The organism is Arcicella aquatica (genome assembly GCF_034928825.1).
Taxonomy (GTDB): Bacteria; Bacteroidota; Bacteroidia; order Cytophagales; family Spirosomataceae; genus Arcicella; species Arcicella aquatica.
This window is the reverse complement of sequence record NZ_JAYFUL010000011.1, coordinates 79165-100146: the sequence shown is the minus strand read 5'-3', so window position 1 is coordinate 100146 and position 20982 is coordinate 79165. Positions and strand designations below refer to the sequence as shown.

15 protein-coding genes are annotated in these 20982 nt (G+C 35.8%); 6 read left to right on the top strand and 9 right to left on the bottom strand.

The genetic code is table 11. From position 1 onward, the window contains the following. Positions 1 to 6 precede the first annotated feature (6 nt). The 7 genes from VB264_RS09155 to VB264_RS09125 all read right to left on the bottom strand — a co-directional run bounded on the left by VB264_RS09155 (position 7) and on the right by VB264_RS09125 (position 7315). Entirely contained in the window at positions 7 to 2433 is a 2427-nt protein-coding gene (locus VB264_RS09155; protein ID WP_323248686.1) for a S9 family peptidase, read from the bottom strand. A 24-nt stretch (positions 2434 to 2457) separates the two neighbouring features. Continuing rightward, a complete protein-coding gene (locus VB264_RS09150) occupies positions 2458 to 5622 on the bottom strand; it encodes a lantibiotic dehydratase (protein ID WP_323248684.1) in 3165 nt (1054 codons plus the stop codon). 291 nt (positions 5623 to 5913) lie between these two features. Further along, positions 5914 to 6111 carry a class I lanthipeptide gene (locus VB264_RS09145; protein WP_323248682.1) on the bottom strand — a complete coding sequence of 66 codons (198 nt, stop codon included), beginning with the start codon at positions 6109 to 6111 and terminating at the stop codon, positions 5914 to 5916. A 106-nt stretch (positions 6112 to 6217) separates the two neighbouring features. Then, positions 6218 to 6412, bottom strand: coding sequence for a class I lanthipeptide (locus tag VB264_RS09140; RefSeq protein ID WP_309917645.1), 195 nt, complete (start codon positions 6410 to 6412; stop codon positions 6218 to 6220). A 56-nt stretch (positions 6413 to 6468) separates the two neighbouring features. Beyond that, positions 6469 to 6669, bottom strand: coding sequence for a class I lanthipeptide (locus VB264_RS09135; protein ID WP_323248680.1), 201 nt, complete (start codon positions 6667 to 6669; stop codon positions 6469 to 6471). A 156-nt stretch (positions 6670 to 6825) separates the two neighbouring features. Beyond that, positions 6826 to 7020, bottom strand: coding sequence for a class I lanthipeptide (locus VB264_RS09130; RefSeq protein WP_323248679.1), 195 nt, complete (start codon positions 7018 to 7020; stop codon positions 6826 to 6828). Positions 7021 to 7102: 82 nt separating this feature from the next. After that, on the bottom strand, positions 7103 to 7315 hold the full coding sequence (locus VB264_RS09125) for a class I lanthipeptide (protein WP_323248678.1): 213 nt from the start codon (positions 7313 to 7315) through the stop codon (positions 7103 to 7105). Between the two features lie 343 nt (positions 7316 to 7658). Here VB264_RS09125 and VB264_RS09120 point away from each other — a divergent pair, with 343 nt between their 5' ends. From VB264_RS09120 to VB264_RS09095, 6 genes are read left to right on the top strand one after another with little or no spacing between them, the layout of a single operon-like run. Continuing rightward, positions 7659 to 10193, top strand: a complete 2535-nt coding sequence (locus VB264_RS09120; protein ID WP_323248675.1) for a TonB-dependent receptor domain-containing protein — start codon at positions 7659 to 7661, stop codon at positions 10191 to 10193. A 3-nt stretch (positions 10194 to 10196) separates the two neighbouring features. Continuing rightward, positions 10197 to 11390 carry a lanthionine synthetase LanC family protein gene (locus VB264_RS09115; protein WP_323248673.1) on the top strand — a complete coding sequence of 398 codons (1194 nt, stop codon included), beginning with the start codon at positions 10197 to 10199 and terminating at the stop codon, positions 11388 to 11390. Positions 11391 to 11403: 13 nt separating this feature from the next. After that, positions 11404 to 12633: a lanthionine synthetase LanC family protein gene (locus VB264_RS09110; RefSeq protein ID WP_323248671.1), complete on the top strand. Its 1230-nt coding sequence runs from the start codon at positions 11404 to 11406 to the stop codon at positions 12631 to 12633. Beyond that, positions 12630 to 13562 carry an LLM class flavin-dependent oxidoreductase gene (locus VB264_RS09105; protein ID WP_323248670.1) on the top strand — a complete coding sequence of 311 codons (933 nt, stop codon included), beginning with the start codon at positions 12630 to 12632 and terminating at the stop codon, positions 13560 to 13562. Before VB264_RS09110 ends, VB264_RS09105 begins: the two co-directional genes overlap by 4 nt. A gap of 11 nt (positions 13563 to 13573) precedes the next feature. Further along, positions 13574 to 14809 (top strand): lanthionine synthetase LanC family protein, encoded by a 1236-nt coding sequence (locus VB264_RS09100; RefSeq protein WP_323248669.1) that lies wholly within the window; start codon positions 13574 to 13576, stop codon positions 14807 to 14809. 12 nt (positions 14810 to 14821) lie between these two features. Next, positions 14822 to 15730: an LLM class flavin-dependent oxidoreductase gene (locus VB264_RS09095; RefSeq protein ID WP_323248667.1), complete on the top strand. Its 909-nt coding sequence runs from the start codon at positions 14822 to 14824 to the stop codon at positions 15728 to 15730. Between the two features lie 286 nt (positions 15731 to 16016). On the opposite strand, the gene VB264_RS09090 is transcribed toward VB264_RS09095, so the two are convergent. Then, positions 16017 to 18515 carry a hypothetical protein gene (locus tag VB264_RS09090; protein WP_323248665.1) on the bottom strand — a complete coding sequence of 833 codons (2499 nt, stop codon included), beginning with the start codon at positions 18513 to 18515 and terminating at the stop codon, positions 16017 to 16019. 72 nt (positions 18516 to 18587) lie between these two features. Continuing rightward, the gene (locus VB264_RS09085) at positions 18588 to 20978 is read right to left on the bottom strand and encodes a fibronectin type III domain-containing protein (protein ID WP_323248663.1); all 2391 of its coding nucleotides are present in this window, start codon (positions 20976 to 20978) and stop codon (positions 18588 to 18590) included. Between the last annotated feature and the right edge of the window lie 4 nt (positions 20979 to 20982).

Here is a 20982-nt window from a genome sequence, read left to right as displayed (position 1 = left end):
AAACGGTTATTTATTAATTGAAAATTCGTTTTTTACTACATATTTTTGAAACCAGTTATTGATTTCTGCATACACTTGAAGAAGGTTCTCTTTGCCACGATAACCATGTGATTCATGTGGTAGATTAACATACCTTGTGGTCGCTCCCAGCCCTTTCAAGGCTAAAAAATATCGTTCACTTTGTAGGGTAAATGTCCCAGGATTATTATCAGCATCACCATGAAAAAGCAGTAATGCATGCTTCATTTTATTGGCATTTTGAAAGGGCGATATAGTATTATACATCGCTGGACTTTGCCAATAATTACGTTCCTCTGTCTGAAAACCAAAGGGCGTAAGCGTTCTGTTATAAGCACCACTACAAGCAAAACCTGCTTTAAATAAGTTGGTATGCGTTAAGAGGTTAGCTGTCATAAAAGCACCGTATGAATGCCCACCAATAGCGACTTTGCTGGAATCTACCACTCCTAAACGTACTCCTTCGTTAATAGCAGCTTTGGCACTTGCCGTAATCTGCTCTATAAAAGTATCGTTTGCTTCTTTTCCTTCTTCGCCAATGATGGGAATTTTCACATTGTCCAACACTGCATAGCCCTGCGTAACAAAATAGATGGGCGAAAGAATGGGCAATCGGACAAATTCATTAGACGAAATATTTTGCTGGCTTGCCCCCTCTTTTGATTTATATTCCTCTGGATAAGCCCACATAAGCGTAGGCAGAGGCCCACGTGCAGGCGTATAGTCAGCAGGTAAATAAAGTTCAGCCGTCAAATCAATACCGTCGGAACGTTTATATTTCAATACCTTTTTCTGTACATTTTTAAGCTGTGGATATGGATGTTCAAAGTTGGTTAATGGTGTAATAAAAGATGAATCTGTCGACAAATCTCGGATGTAATAATTAGGGTTTTCAGTTAGGGACTCTCGTCGGGTAAGGAATTGCATTTTATCTCTATTCAATACAGAAATAGCATATTCATAGTGGTTTTTATCGCATTGCCATAGTCTTTTGGTTTCGCCAGTAGCTAAGTTTACCTGATCGATAAAAGGTCTGTTTCCTTCTGGCGTTGCTCCTGCTCCGAAGGTTAACATCTCGTCATTGTCTGAAATAGCCATGGTGAATTTCCCAAATTTATTTCTCAGTACCTCTGGATTACCGGGTTGATTATAAATATCTTCCGCAGAAATATCATACAAAAGACGAGGCTCTTTTTTAAGAGATGGGTCAATTACTCGACTAATGTATCGTCGAGTAGCGTTCCAGTATTCCGAGGTCATCGCAAATTTATCGTTACCCCACGACATGTAACTAACCCTGTATTTTGATGTCAGCACTTCATCAGGATTGCCCTCGAATGGATAACTCCACGTATACATTTTATCCCTCACATCTGTTACTCGTTTTGGGTCGCCACCATCCTGCGCTTCCAACCACCACAACGAAGCCTTCACGTCTGGTCGCCAAGCATGCCCTCTAGGTAGTTCGGTTACGGCATCATACCCGATAGGAATATTCTCTTGCAAAGGAATATCTGCGATATTTTTCAAAAAACTGCCGTCTTTCGTAAGCCATATATCTACTTTTTCAGGGAACCTGTACATCGGTAACGTATAAGAGTACGGACGTTGCACTTTTTTAGTCATTAGGCAAGTGCCATCGGGAGATACGCTGATGTTTTTATAAACAGCTACCCTTCCTATTTTTAATATCTTTCCCTTTACAAGGTCGGTCTTAACAATTTGAGATTCACCATAATAATCAAACACTGCTTGGTCGTATGGACTTTTTAGTAAATCTTGATAAGTACGCGAAGCATTTTTTTGTCCGTTGCTTTCTTGTACCACTGGCCCTTTTATGATGTTTAGTTTTGTCGGCGGATCCATTCTTGGAGGAACCGTCAATACCATAATATTTTTGCTGTCATTCAGCCACTCATAGGGCGAATCAAACACTGAATTGACTGTAATTTTTTCAATCCTATGAGCGTCCAAGGTTTGCATATCCACATACCAAAGCTCCACTCCGTCGGGTCTGTTATGCGTAAAAGCAAACTTTGTTTCATCAGGCGACCATTTAATATTAGCAATCAATGGATTTTTAGGTAAGTTTTTTACCTCAACTTCTACTTTAGTATCAATAAACAGGATTTTAATTCCCGTTGCAAAGCGAATCCTGCTTGGTGAATTACTTTTGGGATTAATTCTCATCCCAGCTACTCTGATTTCAGGCTCTGCCAATTCTGCAACTGTCGGCAAGGCATTGTTTTCTAAAATAAGCAAAACGCTTCCTTTAGAATTCGTTCTAACTGTTGGGGTAATTTTACCTAACAATAAATCTTCAATAGCTTGTGGGGGATGCTGATACACGCTCTCCTGACCCATGCAAACCATCGTACTGATGATGGTGACAAATATTAAGATTAACTTTTTCATTATTCTAATAGTTTAGTGATACAATTAGCTATTAATCAATACAGTATGTTGTTTTTTCCGAGCAATCTGAGATTTATAATACTTATCTAAATAATGATAGATTACTAACTCATGCAGACGTTGTTTGGAAATAAACAAGCGATTCAAATACATGTGTATTAGGCTAGGTAACATCTCCTGAAAACTCATAGTACCAGTTTGCGTGGCTTGAATTTCCCTTATTTCAGCTACAATTTTTCTGTTTTCAACAGAGCGTTCTTTAAAAATGGCTACCGCATCGGCTACTCCTTCATCATATTCATTTCCATTCATCAACTGGTTAATTGCTGAAGTTTGAAGCCTATATTTATCGTTCAACTGAACATTTAAAGCATTGTTGCCATTAAATTCTTGAAAGAAACCTGCTTGTAGATTCTTTAGTAATTCAGCTTTTTGCGTAAGGCTAAATTCAAAATCATCCAACAGAGCATTCACGCCGTACAGCCCAAACAAATAGCGATATTTTTCTCCTTCGTCGCTTCCATCCAGTAAATCTATAAAATTGACAATGGCTTGGCTATCATGATAGAAAAGCAGTTCACATTGTTCTATCGTCGTATCTCCATACCGTTCAATTTCACGCTTATACGTATCAATCTGAATACTGCTTACTATTTTTTGATCTATGTACGGCGCTAATTTTTCATGTAATAGCGTAAGGACATATTGCCAAAATTGTGCATTTTTGCCGTTGTGGAATCTCAAACGAAGGTGTTCATCAGTATCTTTAAATCTGAGGAAAAACCATTTGTCTATTACACCATCATTCACCAATTCTTCACAAAGTGGCTTCACAATTTTTGTCAAAATCTTCTCTATTGACTTTGTCCCAGTATATATTTTAACATAAAACCATTCACTTCCTGGCACAAAAATTCTTCGAACGCTTCTATCTATACGCTTTGGAGTCATTTCTCTCTTTTTGACATGAAGTGTTTTAAACGCAAGCAACATTTCGTTAGTATATCTTCCGTTTTTATCTTGAACAAAACAATTGTCAGGACTAGACAGAAACTCACTTAGCGTTGCCATTCCTTTCTTCAAAATCTTATGATGTAAAATTTGTAGTGATGTTTCACTCTCAAAATCTATCAAAAGCTCATTATCTCCTTCAGTCAAAACTACGTAGCGAGGAATATTGAGGTCTTTTTGCAGATTGTCCCAAAAAGTTTTATCAGGTAGATTCTTTCCTGCTAAAGCTGGATGCAATGCTGCATACAATTTCCATTTAGCCTTGCTAACGATTATATTTTTATATTCTACCCGTGGTAGAAATGTTTGTTCATTTAATATTCCCCAATCCCAACTAACCGTGCTATTTAGTCCATAGCCCTGTAAATCACATAAAAACTTATAAATCCCTAAACCACGTGAATAATTATGAGCCGTTGTAAGGCGTGGAATCACTTCCTTATTCAGTTTTTTTGAACGTAAAACTACTTTTCTGCCATAGGGTACTGACACCATTAAATCATCTAACGCAATTTGAAATGGTTTTTCCACAGAGGCATTGCCCAAGAATGGTATTTCATATTTCCGAATGGCAGGCCTCATCAAAATATTCCCTATTCTGGCCTCTGGCAAATGTACAACTTCTGCATAAATAGCATCTGGATTATGTTGTTCTTCATATTCCAAACACTCTTTTACTTTAGCTGTGATTTTTTCATCGCCATGACAAAAACGAGCAAAAAGGTTTCCAGCCGATGGCCCTGAAGCCACAGACATCAGAAATTTGAAGTTCCCTGTATCAATTGCCTCTGCTGATGGAGCCAATACAGAACCAAAAGCATAAAAGCTGTCAGGTAGCTTTATACTGTCTTTTATCGCCAAAAATGGCTCGAAATCCTTGTCAGTAAGCGTTATAGTAGTACTTCCCTCCTGTTTTGCCTGTAAAAACTTGCTAAATTTTATTCTATCAATGTCTTCCCAATTAGTAGTTTGCTCCCTTGCTCTCCCTTGAATCCGTAAATCATCCACTAAGGGTGCATTGTCGGCTTGCCCTCCAAAAACAGCGCCATACCCTACCCCAGTTTCGCCATCCAGCGCTAATAATAAAGGGACTTCTTCTTCTTCATAACGAGCATAAAAACGTTTTTTGAAACTCTCTAAATCTGCTCCGTTATTTTTTCGAGTCCACAAAAATAATTTTTCCAGTGAACTTGATAGTTGTTTCGTCACCGTTTTACCGATTGAATTATTGAGCGTTTCATAAAACAAATCAGTCTGTATTAAATCTTTACTAGATGTTTTTACAAAATTCTCTGAGATAATCCTTTCAATTTCATGGTATTTTGTAACAGAATTATCTTGGACTAATAATAATCTTTTTATTTGTTGAAGATGCTTCGATATTTCCGCTGTGCCTTGTAAAGTGGCCATACGAGCCATCAAAACATCAAAGAATTCATCTCCTGTAGTGGTAGGTTCCAATTCACTTACTAATATCTGAGCATCAATCATATCTTCTACAAAGGCAATTGCTTCGTTATAATTTACTTCGCTTGAAACAATGCTTTGTGCTAAATCTGATAACCTAGCCCCATTTTTTGCTTTTGTAAGGATACTTTCAAGGTATTCCGAAAAAGCTACAGACGTTAGGAAACAAGAACGTTTTTTATGTTGAACCCGACATTCAGCATAACGGTAGGCATCAGCCACTTGATAGATACTACTATTGGTGAAGAACAAAAGTTGATGGCGAATCTCTTCACGATTAACAATCAACTTTGCTACTTCTTCCACATAATTCATATCTAATCTTGAGCTTTTCCTAAACTTAGCATTTTCGGCAAACCGAATATCAGTCGAGTCTTGAATATCGCCAATCGTACAACCTGCAAATAAGCCATAGGGCGTACAACGGGTACTCATGCGCACATAATATTTGTAAAGTGACAACAGAATTTTACGAACGTCACTCGGATTTTGATTTACACCGTCAAACCATTTTTTGAATTCAGCATAAAAATCTGGCGAAGCAATATAAATGGCTTCTTGTAGAATAGCCTCTGAGAACAACTCACGTAGGTTTTCTTCAAGGGCTTCCTTGTTACCATGGATAATTTTATCATTGAATTCCATCAATTTATCTACCGACAATAGTGGAGTTCGGAGTAAATAAAAGTCGTGTGCTTCAAAATTCTGCATAATACTGCGCGTTTATAATTTGTTTTTATAAGAAAAATAGGTAACATTACGCTTGAATAATTAAAAGAAAGACGACTCCTGTTATTGGCATTGTCGAGATAGCCGATAACCAACATTCGTTATTCTAAGCCAGGCCTTCTCCAAAAGGTTTGGCTTTTTTTATATTTAGAGGTTTTGATTTTAAATAGGTCGTAATCAATACATTGAATCAATATTCATTACGATGACTTTATCGTTTAGAGAATTTTATAATTTCATTGTTAAATAGGTTTTTCGGATAATGAATAAAGCTTAATTACAAGAACAGGCATCACAAGATTTGCTCTCGTTTAGTTCTTCATAAGCATCCTTTGGCTTTGGTGTATGAACACAAGTAGCCGTGTTTACACTTCCACCTACTAGGGCATCCATTTGCGTGGCATCTAATTTGCTTACGATTTGACGATCAAGTGATAATTTTTTGTCGAAGGTTATTTGTTTCTTTTTCATAGTGATTTCTGTTAAGGAAATTAAAGAAATAATGGTTAAAGGTGTTTGAGTAGCTACTATCCTGAATATTTACCGAATAGTAGCCATCAGCCAGTGTAAATCTTTTTTAGTGATTACAAGAACAAGCATCACAAGATTTTGCTGCTTCAGCTTCTAATGCTTCTTTTGGAGGATGCCCGATACAAGTAGCAGTATTTACACTTCCGCCTGCGATAGCATCCATTTGCTGAGCATCTAATTTGCCCACAATTTCTCTATCAAGAGATAGTTTTTTATCAAAAGTTATTTGCTTCTTTTTCATGATTTTCTTGTTTGAAATAGTTAAATAGAATTTAATCTAAGTGTACAGCAGTGGCATTATGGTTTTGGACCATTACAAGAACAAGCCTTGCAAGATTGCGCTGCCAACTCGTTGTCTTCAGCAGCTTCTTTGTAAACACAGGTCGCAGTGTTTACGCTACCACCCACTATCGCATCCATTTGTTGAATGTCTAGCTTGCCAATGATGCTTTTATCAAGCGATAATTTTTTATCGAAGGTTATTTGTTTCTTTTTCATGATTTCAATTGTTAAATGTTGTTAGAATCAATAAAAAAGTATCCAAACAGCGTTGGTTTAGACAGTTACCTAAGGTTGAAATCAAATGCACAGCATTGATTTTCAATATTTTATTCTTAACAGCAAACGAATTTTGTTTAGATACTCAGGTATTTTTTAATATTTCGTAGGACTGTTACATGAACATGCCTTACAAGACTGTGCTTCGAGTTCTTCAGCAACGGCATCCACACAGGTAGCAGTGTTTACACTTCCACCAACAAGGGCATCCATTTGCGTGGCATCAAGCTTACTAATAATGCTTTTGTCCAACGATAGCTTTCTCTCAAATGTGATTTGCTTCTTTTTCATGATGATTGAACGTTTTGGGGTGAAACATTAGCAGTATAAGCAATACCCAAGAATCAGGATATTGCTTATACAATGCTTTAAACTATGCTTTAGCAGCTTGTGCAGGTGCGGCAGCTCCGTTACAAGAACAAGCAAGACATGACATTTCATCATCATCTTGTTCAGACTTACCACAAGTTAAGCTCCCGACAGTAACACCACCGTCGATTTTGTTCAATTGATCATCACTCAATTTTGAAAGAGTTTCTTTGTCGAGGTTTAACTTCTTTCCTGTTGAAATTTGTTTCTTTTTCATGCTGTTTGAATAATTAAAAGATTAGAAATAAATAAGACGACTGTCGACATCGTTGAGTCAAAATTGAATACTTGAAGGGGCTATCGAAAACTAATTCGACTAAAGCATCATTTATTCCGACGAATCTTTTGTAAATCAAGGCATTTTAGGGAATAGTTAGTCGCTAAAACATTTTTTGTCTTATTTTCTACATATAATCTCATCTTCGTCTAAAGTCTTGACCTAATTGGTCTAAAAAAATTCTTATACCGCTCTTCTATTACTTGTTTTGGTGTATCAAAATCAACAAAAGAAAAATTTATCTAACAGGTTGATAATTATGAACTCTTAAATAAAACAAATTATGAAAAGGAACATCAGGTATTCAAAATGGCTAATTGTTATAGCCTTCATGAGTTGTAATGAACTGTATTCTCAGACAGAAATTTCATATAATACTACAAAAGCAAACTCGGCTACTTCTACCCCTATCGTTGGCGGTGGCAAGGCGTCTGGGATTTTATTAGATGAAAAAAAACAACCTATCCCTTTTGCTACGATTAAAGTTTGTAAAGCTAAAGACTCAACCTTTGTAAAAGGGGTAGTAACTGCTTCAGATGGTGCATTTAATGTAGAAAGCCTTCCGTTGAACCAATATTTAATTTCAATTTCTATGATTGGTTATCAGCAAACGGCTGTTGCTTTCAATATTGATGAAAATAATTCAGACATAAAATTGGTGCCTATTGAAATGAAGCTCGATAGCAAGCTGTTGAACGAAGTAGTCGTAAAATCTAAAAAGCCCCTAATCGAACAACAATCTGACAAAATAATATTCAATGTTGAAAATAGTGGTTTAACAGCAGGTAATAATACCCTTGAGTTGCTTGGGAAAGCACCGATGATTTTTTTGGACCCAGCCAGCGAAAATATTTTACTCAAAGGTAGATCTGGCGTAAAGATTATGATTGACGGCAGAATGACGAACCTTTCTCAGTCTGATGCTAACACATTATTAAAAAGTATGCCCGCCGATGAGATTTCTAAGATTGAAATTATCACCAATCCTTCTGCTAAATATGATGCTGCTGGAACCTCTGGCATTATCAATATCATTACTAAAAAAGGACAATCTTTAGGCACAAACGGCTCCTTCTCTATTGGTGGCGGATATAGTGGTTGGTATCATGAAAATGATTACGGACGAGGCAACACAAGTCTTGTAATCAATAATAGAACTGAAAAGGTCAATTTATATGGTTCATTAGCAGCCTCTACGAATCATTCATTTTCAGAAAATACTGGTTTTGACGAATATTATGATAGTAGTGATAAAATACTTAACTATCGTCATGAAAACCAAAATTTACTAACGTATAAATCTAACAGTCAGAGTTTTAAATTGGGGATGGATTGGTTTTTGAATAAAAAAACCACGATAGGCTTTTTGACCAATGGCTTTATGTCGACCCGTACAGATCATGACGATGCCAAGACCTTAATCTTAAAAGAAGGGAAAACATTGGAAGTCACTAATTTAAATAGTCAAGACGAAACTAGTAAGAACCATAGACTCAATTTTAACACCAACTTCAAGCATATCTTTGATGCCAAAACTGGTCAGGAAATTTCGGCTGATTTTGACTATTCTACTTTCGCCAGAGAAGCAAACAGTACCATCAATAATTACCTAAAAAGCAATGAAGGTGAAATCTTCAGCCCTCTGCTCCTACGTAATACATTACCTATCAATGTAGACATCGTAGCAGGGAAAGTAGACTATATTCATCCTCTAAGTCAACATGCGAAACTGGAAACGGGGATTAAAATCAGTGACGTTGTAACGGACAATAATGCTCAATTCGAGATTAATACTAATCAGGTTTGGCAAAATGATGCTAGTCGATCGAATCATTTTAAATACAGCGAACGCATTCATGCAGGGTATGTAAATTATTCAACATCTTTCAGTAAATATCAACTTCAAGCAGGTCTTAGGGTAGAACAAACTATTTCTTCGGGTAATTCTATCACAACCAATACTGTGGTTGATAGAAACTATACCCAGTTTTTCCCTAGTTTTTCTATCATGGATGCTATCAACGATAATCATAGTCTATCGCTTTCTTACAGTCGCAGAATCGGTCGTCCAACTTATGAAGATTTAAACCCTTTTATTTTCATTTCTGATCGTTACAGTTACCAACAAGGCAATCCATATTTGAAGCCCTCTTATACTACTGCCGTAGAGTTGAGTCATACTTTCAAAGGGACTTATACCACTAGTATTACCTATGAAAATACTGTTGACTTACCCCTTGAAGTGATGAGAAGAGAAAGTGCCGACAATAGAATTGTATTAAACAGGATGGAAAACATTGCCTCTGGAAACTTCTATGGTATAAACTTTAGTGCCTCGCAGAGTGTCACCAATTGGTGGACTATCGATACCTACGCAGGTGGATTCTATGGATCATACAAAACTACATTAGCAGGACAAGACATTAGTAATGCAAAACCTTATTATATGGCTACGATCTACAATAGTTTTACTTTGCCTAATAACTGGACATTTAGATTATCAGGCAATTACCTATCAGCTCTTGCTTACGGTGTAATGGTTCAGAACTCACAATATCAAGCAGATATGGGATTGAGTAAAAGCTTTTCAGAGAAAAAGACCATCTTAAAAATTAGCTTTGATGATATTTTCAGAACTGCTCGCGGATATTATACTTCTCGTCTACCAGGGCTTGCTTCAAGCAGTACTAACCACTGGCAAAGCCAAATTGTTAGGGCATCGTTTACTTACAAATTTGGTAGTAACAAAATCAAAGCTGCTCGTCAAAGAAGTACTGTAACTCAAGAAGAACAAGGACGAGTGAATATAAAAGACTAAGCGATGGCACCAGTAAAAAGATATTCTGTAAAGCAAAAGATAGAAGATATCGCCACATGTTTAGCCTTAGACGAAAATCAAATCAAAGGATTTGGCTATGGAAATGGAAGACTAGGTATAGCACTCTTCTATCTTTATTATGGACACTTAACAGCTGACAATACTTATGCTGAAAAAGCCGAAGATTTATTCTCACAAGCCTTTGATGAACTGAGAAATGAAAAATTTGAAGGTCATTTTTTTGAAAAGGATTTAGCTGAGTTTGGCATGTTCATAGAGTTTACTCAAACGGCAAATTGGTTTGATTTTGAAGCAGCTGAAATCCTTGAAAGCATTGACGAGGTACTTCTTAATCACCTTGAACACGCTATAGAAAGAGAAGATTTTGATCCTTTTTCTGGAGCATTAGTGGCAGGAAACTATTATAGTTTTCGTTTGGAAAGTACCGATAAAATTGTACCCCATCTTGAAAAATTGGTACATGGTCTTTATCAAAAAAAGAATATTGATTCAGACGGCAACTGGTTTTGGAAATCTAAGTTAACCGACCCAAACGGAGTAGTTTATACAGGTATTAGTCACGGGATGGGAGCGATTTTGGCACTTTTAGCCAATTTGTACGAACATAATATTTTGCCTTCCCTATGTGCTGAAATGATGTTAAAAGGGAGTCATTTCCTGCTGACCCAAGCAAAAGAATTTGAAAAGCATGGTTATTATTTCGACGATATTGTTGGGCAAACAAATGGTATTTCGCGACTGAGTTTATGCTACGGTGATTTGGGAGTATCTTACGGACTTCTAAGAGTTGGGCAAACTTTAAGCAATGATGTTATTTATACCAAAGCAATCGGCATTTTAAGAAACTCTATCTTACGTAGTTCCCTTGAACAAACAGGGGTTCGTGATGCGGGCTTATTGTATGGTGCCTCTGGTAACGCTATGATTTATAACATGATATTTAGGCTTACAGGTGATAACGTTTTTCTATCGACTGCTCATTATTGGCAACAAAGAGCCATTGAATATGGACAAGATACTGCCGATTCAACAGCAGGTTTTTTACCTCATTTGAACAGAATGTACCTTGCCACCAACGTTGGTTTTCTACAAGGAATAGCAGGCATTGGCTGTGCTTTTATTCAGACTGTTTGTGATGATGCTCCCAAAATGGATAAATTAATTTGGTTACTCTAAACACTCCGAAAATATGCATACTTCATTTGAAATAGAAACAAATATTGATCTTATTGAGCACCATTTAGAAGATATTTTGGGGCTTATTGAAGCAGACAAAAGTGATAAGTTTTCGCTTTTCAGAGGCAACATTGGGAAAGCCCTTTTCTATTCTTATGCGTTCAAATATACTAATGACATCAATCATGGTACGAAAGCCATTAAGTTGATTGAAAAATCTGCCAACTATTTATTGACAGGTCAAATTAAAGCACAAAACATTCATTTATTATCGACAGGCTTTACCGGTTTTGGGTTAGTCATCAATCAATTAAAGCGAGATGAAATATTTGATTTGGAGCTTGAAAAAGAACTTGCCGCTTTTGATAGTGTGCTGTATAATACTGCTTTGCAGGAAATACAACAAGGAAATGTGGGGTTTATGCTAGGACCAATGGCAGCCGTTTACTACCTCTCACAACGTACATTGGTAAATCCTGCTATCGAAAAATACCTTGAAACCATCGTTGATGCCCTCTGGAAAGTAGCTATCAGAGACGATAAAGGGTTGCGGTATATCAATACGTTTAGTTCTACGGCAAAGCCTCGTTTAGATGATACCGTGCTTAATCTTAATCATGGTTTTTGTGGTATTGCCTTGGTTTTATTAGAAATCTACCGTCTAGGAATATGTCAGGCAAAGATTTATACTATCGTTAATGAAGGTATTCATTTCCTTTTGTCATGCAAAAGACCTATTGATTTTACAAATGGACATTATAGCTTTTTCCCAACCTGTATCGATGAGCAATCACCTATTGATTCAGAAAAAAATCAGCTGTATTATCATGCTATTTTAGGTTGGTGCAATGGTGATTTAAACCAAATCTTATTGCTATACACCGCAGGGAAGGCATTTAAGAATCAATCTTATATCAATATCGCTGAAGAAGTTGGATTGGCATCCATGTTGAGAAAAACACCTGAGCAGACTAAATTAAAGAATCCTTACTTCTGTCATGGTACATCAGGAGTGGCTCATATCTATAAGCGAATCGCTGAACGTTCGGGGAATGATGCCTATTTAAGCGCTCATAACTATTGGATTCAGCAGACATTCGATTACATTACCGAAGCCCAAACTAATAATAGTTATGTTGAAAGTGCTGGACATTTGATTGATGGAGCGATGGGAATTGCACTTACCTTACTATCGCATATTTCAGAAGAAGAATTGAAATGGGATAACCTCTTATTACTATGACCACAGCAAAAAAAATATCATTTGGCGTGCTTGACTTTGGGTACAGAGCCAAGAACATCAACAGCCTTTCAATCATTGAAGATGTTATTGAATATGCCTCTTCAGCCGACGATTTGGGGTTTTCTAGGTTCTGGATTTCTGAACATCATGACCCAAATGCATTACTGGCGTGGAGCAATCCACAACCTATGATACCCATTTTGGCAGGGATTACCAAGAATATTAAAATAGGCGCTGCGGGCGTATTGATTGGTATTCACAATCCTTATCATGTCGCTACACAGTTTAAATTATTATCAAATCTATTCCCCGGAAGAATAGATTTGGGTGTTGCCAGAAGCGTAGTCAACCCTTTTGCCATACAGTGTGTCGAACAACGCGAAGACGTTGATAATAATACGATGTGGGAAACGATTCCTGAAAAAATAAAAAACCTATTTCATTACCTCGTTGATGAAGACGAAATTTATAAGAATGGTACTGGCGTTGTTATTCCTCCTTACAAAGGAGCCATTCCTGATTTATGGATGTTAGGGTCATCTTATAAAAGTCTTGATAAAGCCTTAGAATTAGGCGCAAATTTTTCTAGGTCTATCTTCCACCCGGGGTCTGATAAAGAATCGAGACTAGACGAATTACACATTTTTAGAGAACAGTATTTGGCAAAACATGGTCGTTTACCCAAAATAAACCTCTCTATTTCTGGTTTTTGCTCGAAAACATCACAAAAGGCACAGAAAATCATCAAGGCTCAGAACATGACTCCAGAAAGGCACACGATAGGATGCCCGAATAAGTTTTTTGATGAAATATCTAAGCAACACGAAATGTTTGGTATTGATGAAATTATTTTGATGAATCCCTCTCATAATCTTACTGATAGAATTGAGTCTCTACAATTTATCAGTGAATTATTTCATTTGAATTAACCCCTCATCCAATGATAGATTTACTTGAATTATCCATAGAAAAAGAACTAACTGGAGAAGAATCTTTGCTTAATCGCATTTCAGATGCCTTGTATTATACCACTTTTACTAATCATTCCCTTTTATCAGGTTCGATAGGGAGCCTCTTATATGCATCATACCTATATAAATATCAATACGAAGAACGATGGGGTGATAGATTAATAGATATTTTAGAGACGATTATTACTGAAATCAACGATGTTTCTACACCGCACTTACTAACAGCTCCATTGGCTTATGGCGCTTCAGGATTGGGAATGGTGATGAACATCTTGAAAAACAATGAAACGATTGAAATAGAATATGACGAATATCTATCGTTTTTTGATGAATTAGTCTGTGATGGTATCGTTAAACTACTCGGTAATAAATCTACAGATTACTTGTATGGGTCAAGTGGAGCAGTTAATTATTTATGCCAAAGAACGCACATCGACGCTGTGAAAATATGCTTAGAACAAACGGTCGATAAAATAGAAAGCCTTGTTGAAATCAGACAAAAAGGAATAACTTTTCCCAATGCTCATTTACAAGTTATGCATGCCGATAATTATGAAATTGACTTAAGTTTATCTCATGGGCAATGTGGCGTATTGCTTTCTTTATTAAAAATTTATGAAAAGGGTATTGCTCAAGATAAAATTAAAGTGTTGGTAGAAGGTGGAATAGAATTTCTGTTGAGTACGATGATGCCTATTGATTTTGAACAAAACAAATATTCTTACTTTCCTCTGAAATTTGATGATAGCCAGCCTTCGGATGCTATCGTAAATCAAGGTTTTTATGGCAACAGACTAGGCTGGTGCTATGGTGATTTGAATCAGGTTATACTATTGTATCGAGCTGGGCAATTGCTTAATAATCACACATGGATACTTCTAGCGGATGAAATTGGATTGTCAATAAGTCAAAGACTTTCGCAAGCAAGTACGGATATGAAAGATTCTCATTTTTGTCATGGAACTTCTGGATTGGTGCAATCTTTTAAATCGCTATACGCTATTACGAGATTACCCATCTATCAACAAACCGCTCAATTTTGGTATGCCGAAACACTAAAACATCTTGAAAAAGAACTTTTGTATTACAACACCAATAAAGCTGGGGAGTTATTAGAAGGTTTTGGAGCAACAGCTTTAGTGTTAATAGCAGCATTACACAAAGATAGTTCTCAGGAATGGGATGCTATATTTTTACTTTCTTAAACCTTTATCACCATGAAAAAAATAAAAATAGGTTTACTTGACTTTGGCATTAGAGAAAATAAAATGAATAGCCTTCTCAGAGTGCAAGACCTAATCGAATACGCTATTCATGCAGAAGCCTTAGATTATTCAAGAATATGGCTTGCCGAACACCATATTGGCGACCCAACGCTTACTTGGAATTGTCCCGATTCACTTGTGCCTATTGTTGCAGGAATGACCGAAAAAATAAGAATAGGTGTAGCAGGTATTCTTATTGGCATTCACGACCCTTATCATGTAGCTTGTAGCTTCAAGTTATATAATAACCTTTATGGTGATAGAATTGATTTAGGCATGGCAAATGGTGGGGTTAGTCAAGCCGTAGCCAATAATACTATCAAGGCAGATAAGAAAGAAGTACATCTCTCTTTTGAGCGTAAATACAAAGAAGTGGTGCATCTATTACAAGAAGAAGACACCCTTTTTGAGAATGACCAAATTGTTATTCCTCCTTTCAAAGGGCTTGTGCCTCAAATATGGTCGTTGGGGGTTGGCTATGGCAATAGCATGACGCGTGCCATAGAAACAGGCTCTAATCTTTCTCGTTCTATCTTTCATTTTGGTTCCGACTTAAACTATCAAAAAGAGAAATTAAGTGAATTTAAAGAGCTTTTTTACCAAAAACATCATAGAAAACCACAAGTCAATATGGTGTTTTCAGGGGCATGTCACGAAACTACCCAAAAAGCAAAAAGAGTAATCAAAGACCTAAAATTAGGATATGATATCAATTTAGTAGGCTGTAAAAACCTCTTTCAAGAAACCATTTTATCTTTCCAAGAAAACTATGGCATCGATGAAATGATTTTTATGAATGTAGCAATGAAACCGTCTGATAGATTAACTTCGATTGAGCTAATCAATGAAGCTCTCAATTAAAACATTACCATTTTTATATATTCAGGGTTATTTTTTCAGCTACAAAAGTTTAATAAATAACCCTGTAATATATAATTTAGTATTAAACACTTGTTAGACCGCCCTCAGCAATAGGAAAATGATTCCTATCGCTAGTTGAGTATTATTTTACATCACATTCTACGTCTTTATACTTTTCGGCCAGCCACTCCATTGTCATGGTATTTTACAGAACAATCTCCCCAAATCCGCTAGGCATATACTGTCATACAATCACGCCAACTTACCACCTTCAAAGACTATTTCATTATTTTTTCGACTTTAATATTTCATTTTTTAGCAAAGCTATTTCTGCATTCTGTGCTTCATTCGTTTTTTGCATTTGAATCATATAAAGAGTAAGTTCTTCTATTTTTCTTAGAAGTTTGGCATTTGTATCTCCTACGTCAATGCCTTTCTCTTCAATATCTTTTGCTGATGGAATACCAGGAAGATGAGCATTATTGGTAATATATTTTTCAACTTCATTCAAAGAAGGAAGCTGATAAGAAGGAGCAAAAACATAATCTGGCCATGCTGTTTTCAATTTTACAACTACCCTTTCAGCAATCATATCGCCAGCAATAGCTAGCTTGTAAGCACTATAAATGGTATTCGTACCTATACTTACATTACCATTTTCAGCACCAATTGTTACACTTGAAGAAAAAACACCACTATTATTGATATTTCCTAACTCAAGATTTCTATTGTTAGCTGTCGTACTATTAGCACTAAATTTAATGGCTCCACCATAAGTGTAACCACCCAAGATCACTGATTTCTTACTAGATGCCAAATCATTATCAAATTTAATTCTGCCTGTTGTATCTATCGTTGGAACCTCAACCCATGGTTGAGCAGGATTGTCACTAGTTTTTCTGAAATATAATTTTTGATCATAATATGAGCCTGAAAACTGCATAGCATAATTATTAGTAATACCTCCAGAACGAACATCTAATAAATGCCAGTAGCTAGTGGCATTTGTAGGATAATTGACAGGTGCTTGTGTATAAAAAAATCCTGACTGAGCTCCCGCATCACCTCTTAATCCAGCATTATCTCTAATTTCTGATCTTGAATCATTTGCTCCATATTTTAATTTACCGCTAAGCTTTAAACCTACTATATTTAAAGCTCCTGTGGTATCTAAGGTAGCAACTTCAGTCCATGTCTGAGCAGGGTTATCGTTAACTTTTCTAAAATATAGTTTCTGGTCAAAAAATGAACCAGCTAACTGCATAGCATAGTTATTACTAGTACCCGTACTACGAACATCTAATAAATGCCACCAACTACTAGCATTTTTAGGATAATTAAGAGGTGTCTGTGTTACAAAAAATCCAGATTGAGCCCCTGCATCTCCTCTCAATCCTGCATTATCTCTTGTTTCTGTTCTTGAATCATTTGGACCATATTTTAATTTACCATAAAGTGTTAGGGTTCCATTAACGGTTAAAGCTCCTGTAGTATCTAAGGTTGGTATTTCTCTCCATGGTTGTGTTGGGTTATTATTAGTTTTTCTAAAGTATAACCTTTGGTCTCCAAATGAACCTGCCAATTGCATCGCATAATTATCCGTTAAATTACTGTGTCTAACATCAAGTAAGTGCCAGAAACCAGTAGCATTTTTGGGATAATTAACAGGACTTGATGTCGTATAAAACCCAGATTGAGCTCCTGCATCTCCTCTTAATCCCGCATCATTTCTTGTTTCTGTTCTTGAATCATTTGTTCCATATTTTAATTTACCATTAAGTTTTAAGTTTCCATTTATATCAAGTGCTTCTTGTGGACTTCCTGTATTTATACCTACTCTGTTGGTTGAGGCAACCGTTTTAAAAATAGGACTAGTTAAATTCTTGTTAGGTTGTCCATTACCCATGATATAAAAATCCATATTTTTTGATGTGCCAGTAGTTCCATCTAAATCAGGATAGTTGAATACCACCTTATTATCATCCATATAAAGATGATAAACATCATTAACCGCCCCGTTCCAATCTTTACGTTTAAATACAAATCTATCAAGACCATCATCCGCTACTTGAAAAACAAAATTGGTTATATCGGCCGTTGGTTGATAAGCATAAATTGAAGCTTTGTCAGCAGCATTCAAATCCCAAACAAGACCTCCTTGGGCTGTTGGATATGTAGCGGTTTTGTCGTTAAAAGTAATCGTTTTGTCTGAGGGCAACCCTATATTTCCAGTTAGTGTTCCACCACTCGCTTTAAGATATTTTGCCATCTCTGTAGAAAAATCTGACAAATGTAAAGTTGTTAATGTTGTCCAAGCATTAGAAGTTCCACTAATATTCATTAAAACCTGTCTGTCAGTTCCTGTAATACCATTCGGCTTTAATAATTGTGAGTATTTAATATTTCCAACCACATCAAGTTTTTCTGAAGGAGAAGTTGTGTTAAGACCAACGTTGCCATTAACAAGTAATCCAGAATAATTGTTGGCTGGAAAATCAAGCCCAACCGCTAAGCCATTACTAAAAGAAAACCTCCCCCAACCATTAGTTTTAAAGTATCCTACTTGATTATTATCACTTCTTGAAGTTTTGATGATAACATCTGTAGTATCACTAATCTTGTAAAAATATCTTCCAAATATTTGTTTAATAACCCCATTTACTTCAAGTGCAGTAGATGGAGTAGTAGTGCCAATACCAACATTTCCTGTAGTAGGGAAAGTATTTTGGCCAAATGATTGTTGCACTAATAGTATCAAAATAACCAAGGTGTATAATTTTTTCATTTGCATATTTTGTTAAAAATTTAATAGTATGATGTAACGTATACTGTTCATTAGTTAGGTATTTTATTAAATTTAATTTTGACCACTGAGTTTTGTCTTATATTCATTTTTTTGATTACTTGTTGTGTTTTTTGTATCAAAACCAGGTTTTAATTCTATTTCTTCACAAGCTTCATCAAGAGTATTGCCTGTAAGTTCAAGCTTTCTTACTATTTTAAATGTTTTTTCACAATCATCAGGGTATTCTACATCTGTAGTAATCCATTTGGTAACAGAACCATCAGACAAAACTCCTCGAATAGCATATCTATATTTAGTTAATTTTTCCACACTTCTATCAATAGTTGCCAATTCATCTCCACTAAGAATATTCCAAGAAGTCAAGGCATTTGGATAAACAGAGCGATAGATTTGAAATTGGCTAACATTTTCACCTTTTACTTCCCAATTAATATCTATTGCTTTTTTAGACCTATTGGCTAAAGCTTTAATTGAGGTAATTTCTGTCATGTACGCCAATGAATTAGGAACATCAACAATCCTAGGAATACTTACAGATTTATTCCCACTTCTATCGGTGGCGACTACCATATATACATATCTTTTCCCAGCTAATACATTTTTATCAGTATATACTGTATCGGTTTTTTTAGTAAGATTTTCAACTACCACAATCCATTCAGCATCGTTTGGAATTTGTTTTTTATAAACAGCATGGTTAAGAGTTGAATCTCTATCTTTCCCTCTTATCCACTTTAATTGAACTCCCGACTGAATGGTACTTGCGCTTTTAATAATAGGTGGAGATGGGGGGATAACGTCAGGACGTTGTACTATAATAGAATCTGACAGCTTTGACCTATTCCCTCTTTTATCAACTGCTAAAGCTCTATAAAGGATTGTTTCATTCAATAGCGTTGTGTTTATTGTATCTTTAAAAGTAGTTGTACTTATTAACTTGTTACTAATCTGTACGGTCTCATTCCCTGCTTTATCGGATCGGAAAATATGAAACCCTACTACATCATTATCTCTAGCATCTGCTTGATACGTTAATGTAATTTCACCATCTGATACATTAGTCAAGATTTTAGATTTAGCATCAATTATTTTGGGAGGGTATGGAGCAATTGAATCAATTGGTTGAACAAGAATAGCACTTGAAACAAAATTTTTTGCTCCTAATAAATTAGGTACAGCAATTACCCTTAAATAATGAGCATCACTAGCATTAATAATCCCTCCATTTGGGAATGTAATTATTGCAGTAGTATCATTTGCCGAAATATTATCTTTTACAATAACGAATGTTGAGTCATTACTGCCTCTTTCAATAATATATTTCTTGATAGGTACTATATCATTCGTATCAGCAGTAGTTTGAGCAGAATCTATAGGTGCTTTAAATTCCCAGTTAATTCTTAGGTTGGTTGCATCTATCATGTCAGCAAACTTAACCGTTGGCACATAATCAGGAAGTGCAACTCCTGATATCGGTGCTGAATATGCCAATTCGTCAAATAATGTTTTTCCTACGATTCTGTAATAATATGTTTTTTTATTTAAAATAGGATTATCACGATAGGCAAGTACTTCTGCTACGCCAGATATTCTTACAGAATCTTCTGTTCCACGATATGCTTTTACGAGTATTTGTTTATTTATTTTTTTAAATGGTTCTATACCTACCGCTCTTTCAATATGATAACCAATATAATTGTCTTTTAAAGATAATGTATCTATTCGCCAATCTAACTCAGCCTGATTTGGTGTAAATTTAAACCTTGGCTTAGGAATAGTTGGCAGTTGATTTATATTAGTTGTTGTTACAACTTTACTGATTTCACTTTGTATATTATCTGCTGGTATTGAGTTAACAAGTATTATACGATACTGATATTTTTCATTGGGTAATACTTGTGTATCAACGTAACCCAGTCCACTCATTTTAGCTGCTGAATAACTAAATGCAGCACCAAGCATAGCAAAATCATATCTTGCTCTTTTTTCATTACGATTAGTATCGACATCTAATGTTGACGAAAGTGGCGTACTTCTAGTAGTTTTATACATTGCTTGAGCTGCAATCAAATGATAGACACTATCGGTAGTATATTTTCCGAAGTTCCTTGATGTTGGATCATTTACTATATATTTTGTCGGCTCTAACCAAGTTTTAAAATCAGCTTCTAATATTGGTTTAATGGGTTGTCCATTATTTAATCTAATGAAATTTTCACTAACCGAAACACCATTTCTTTCTACTGTCTTTCTTTCTACATAGTAGCCCCCATCAGTTAAGCTAATTCCTTTTTCCCAAACAAACTCATTATTCGGTTGCCAACGTAACAACATTCTATCGGTTTTAGCACTAATAGTAATTTGAATAGAATCCTTTCTTTGAGCTTTTATGATGTAGAAACTCAACAAGAAAATTATACTTAAAAATAATCTTAATTTCATCTTA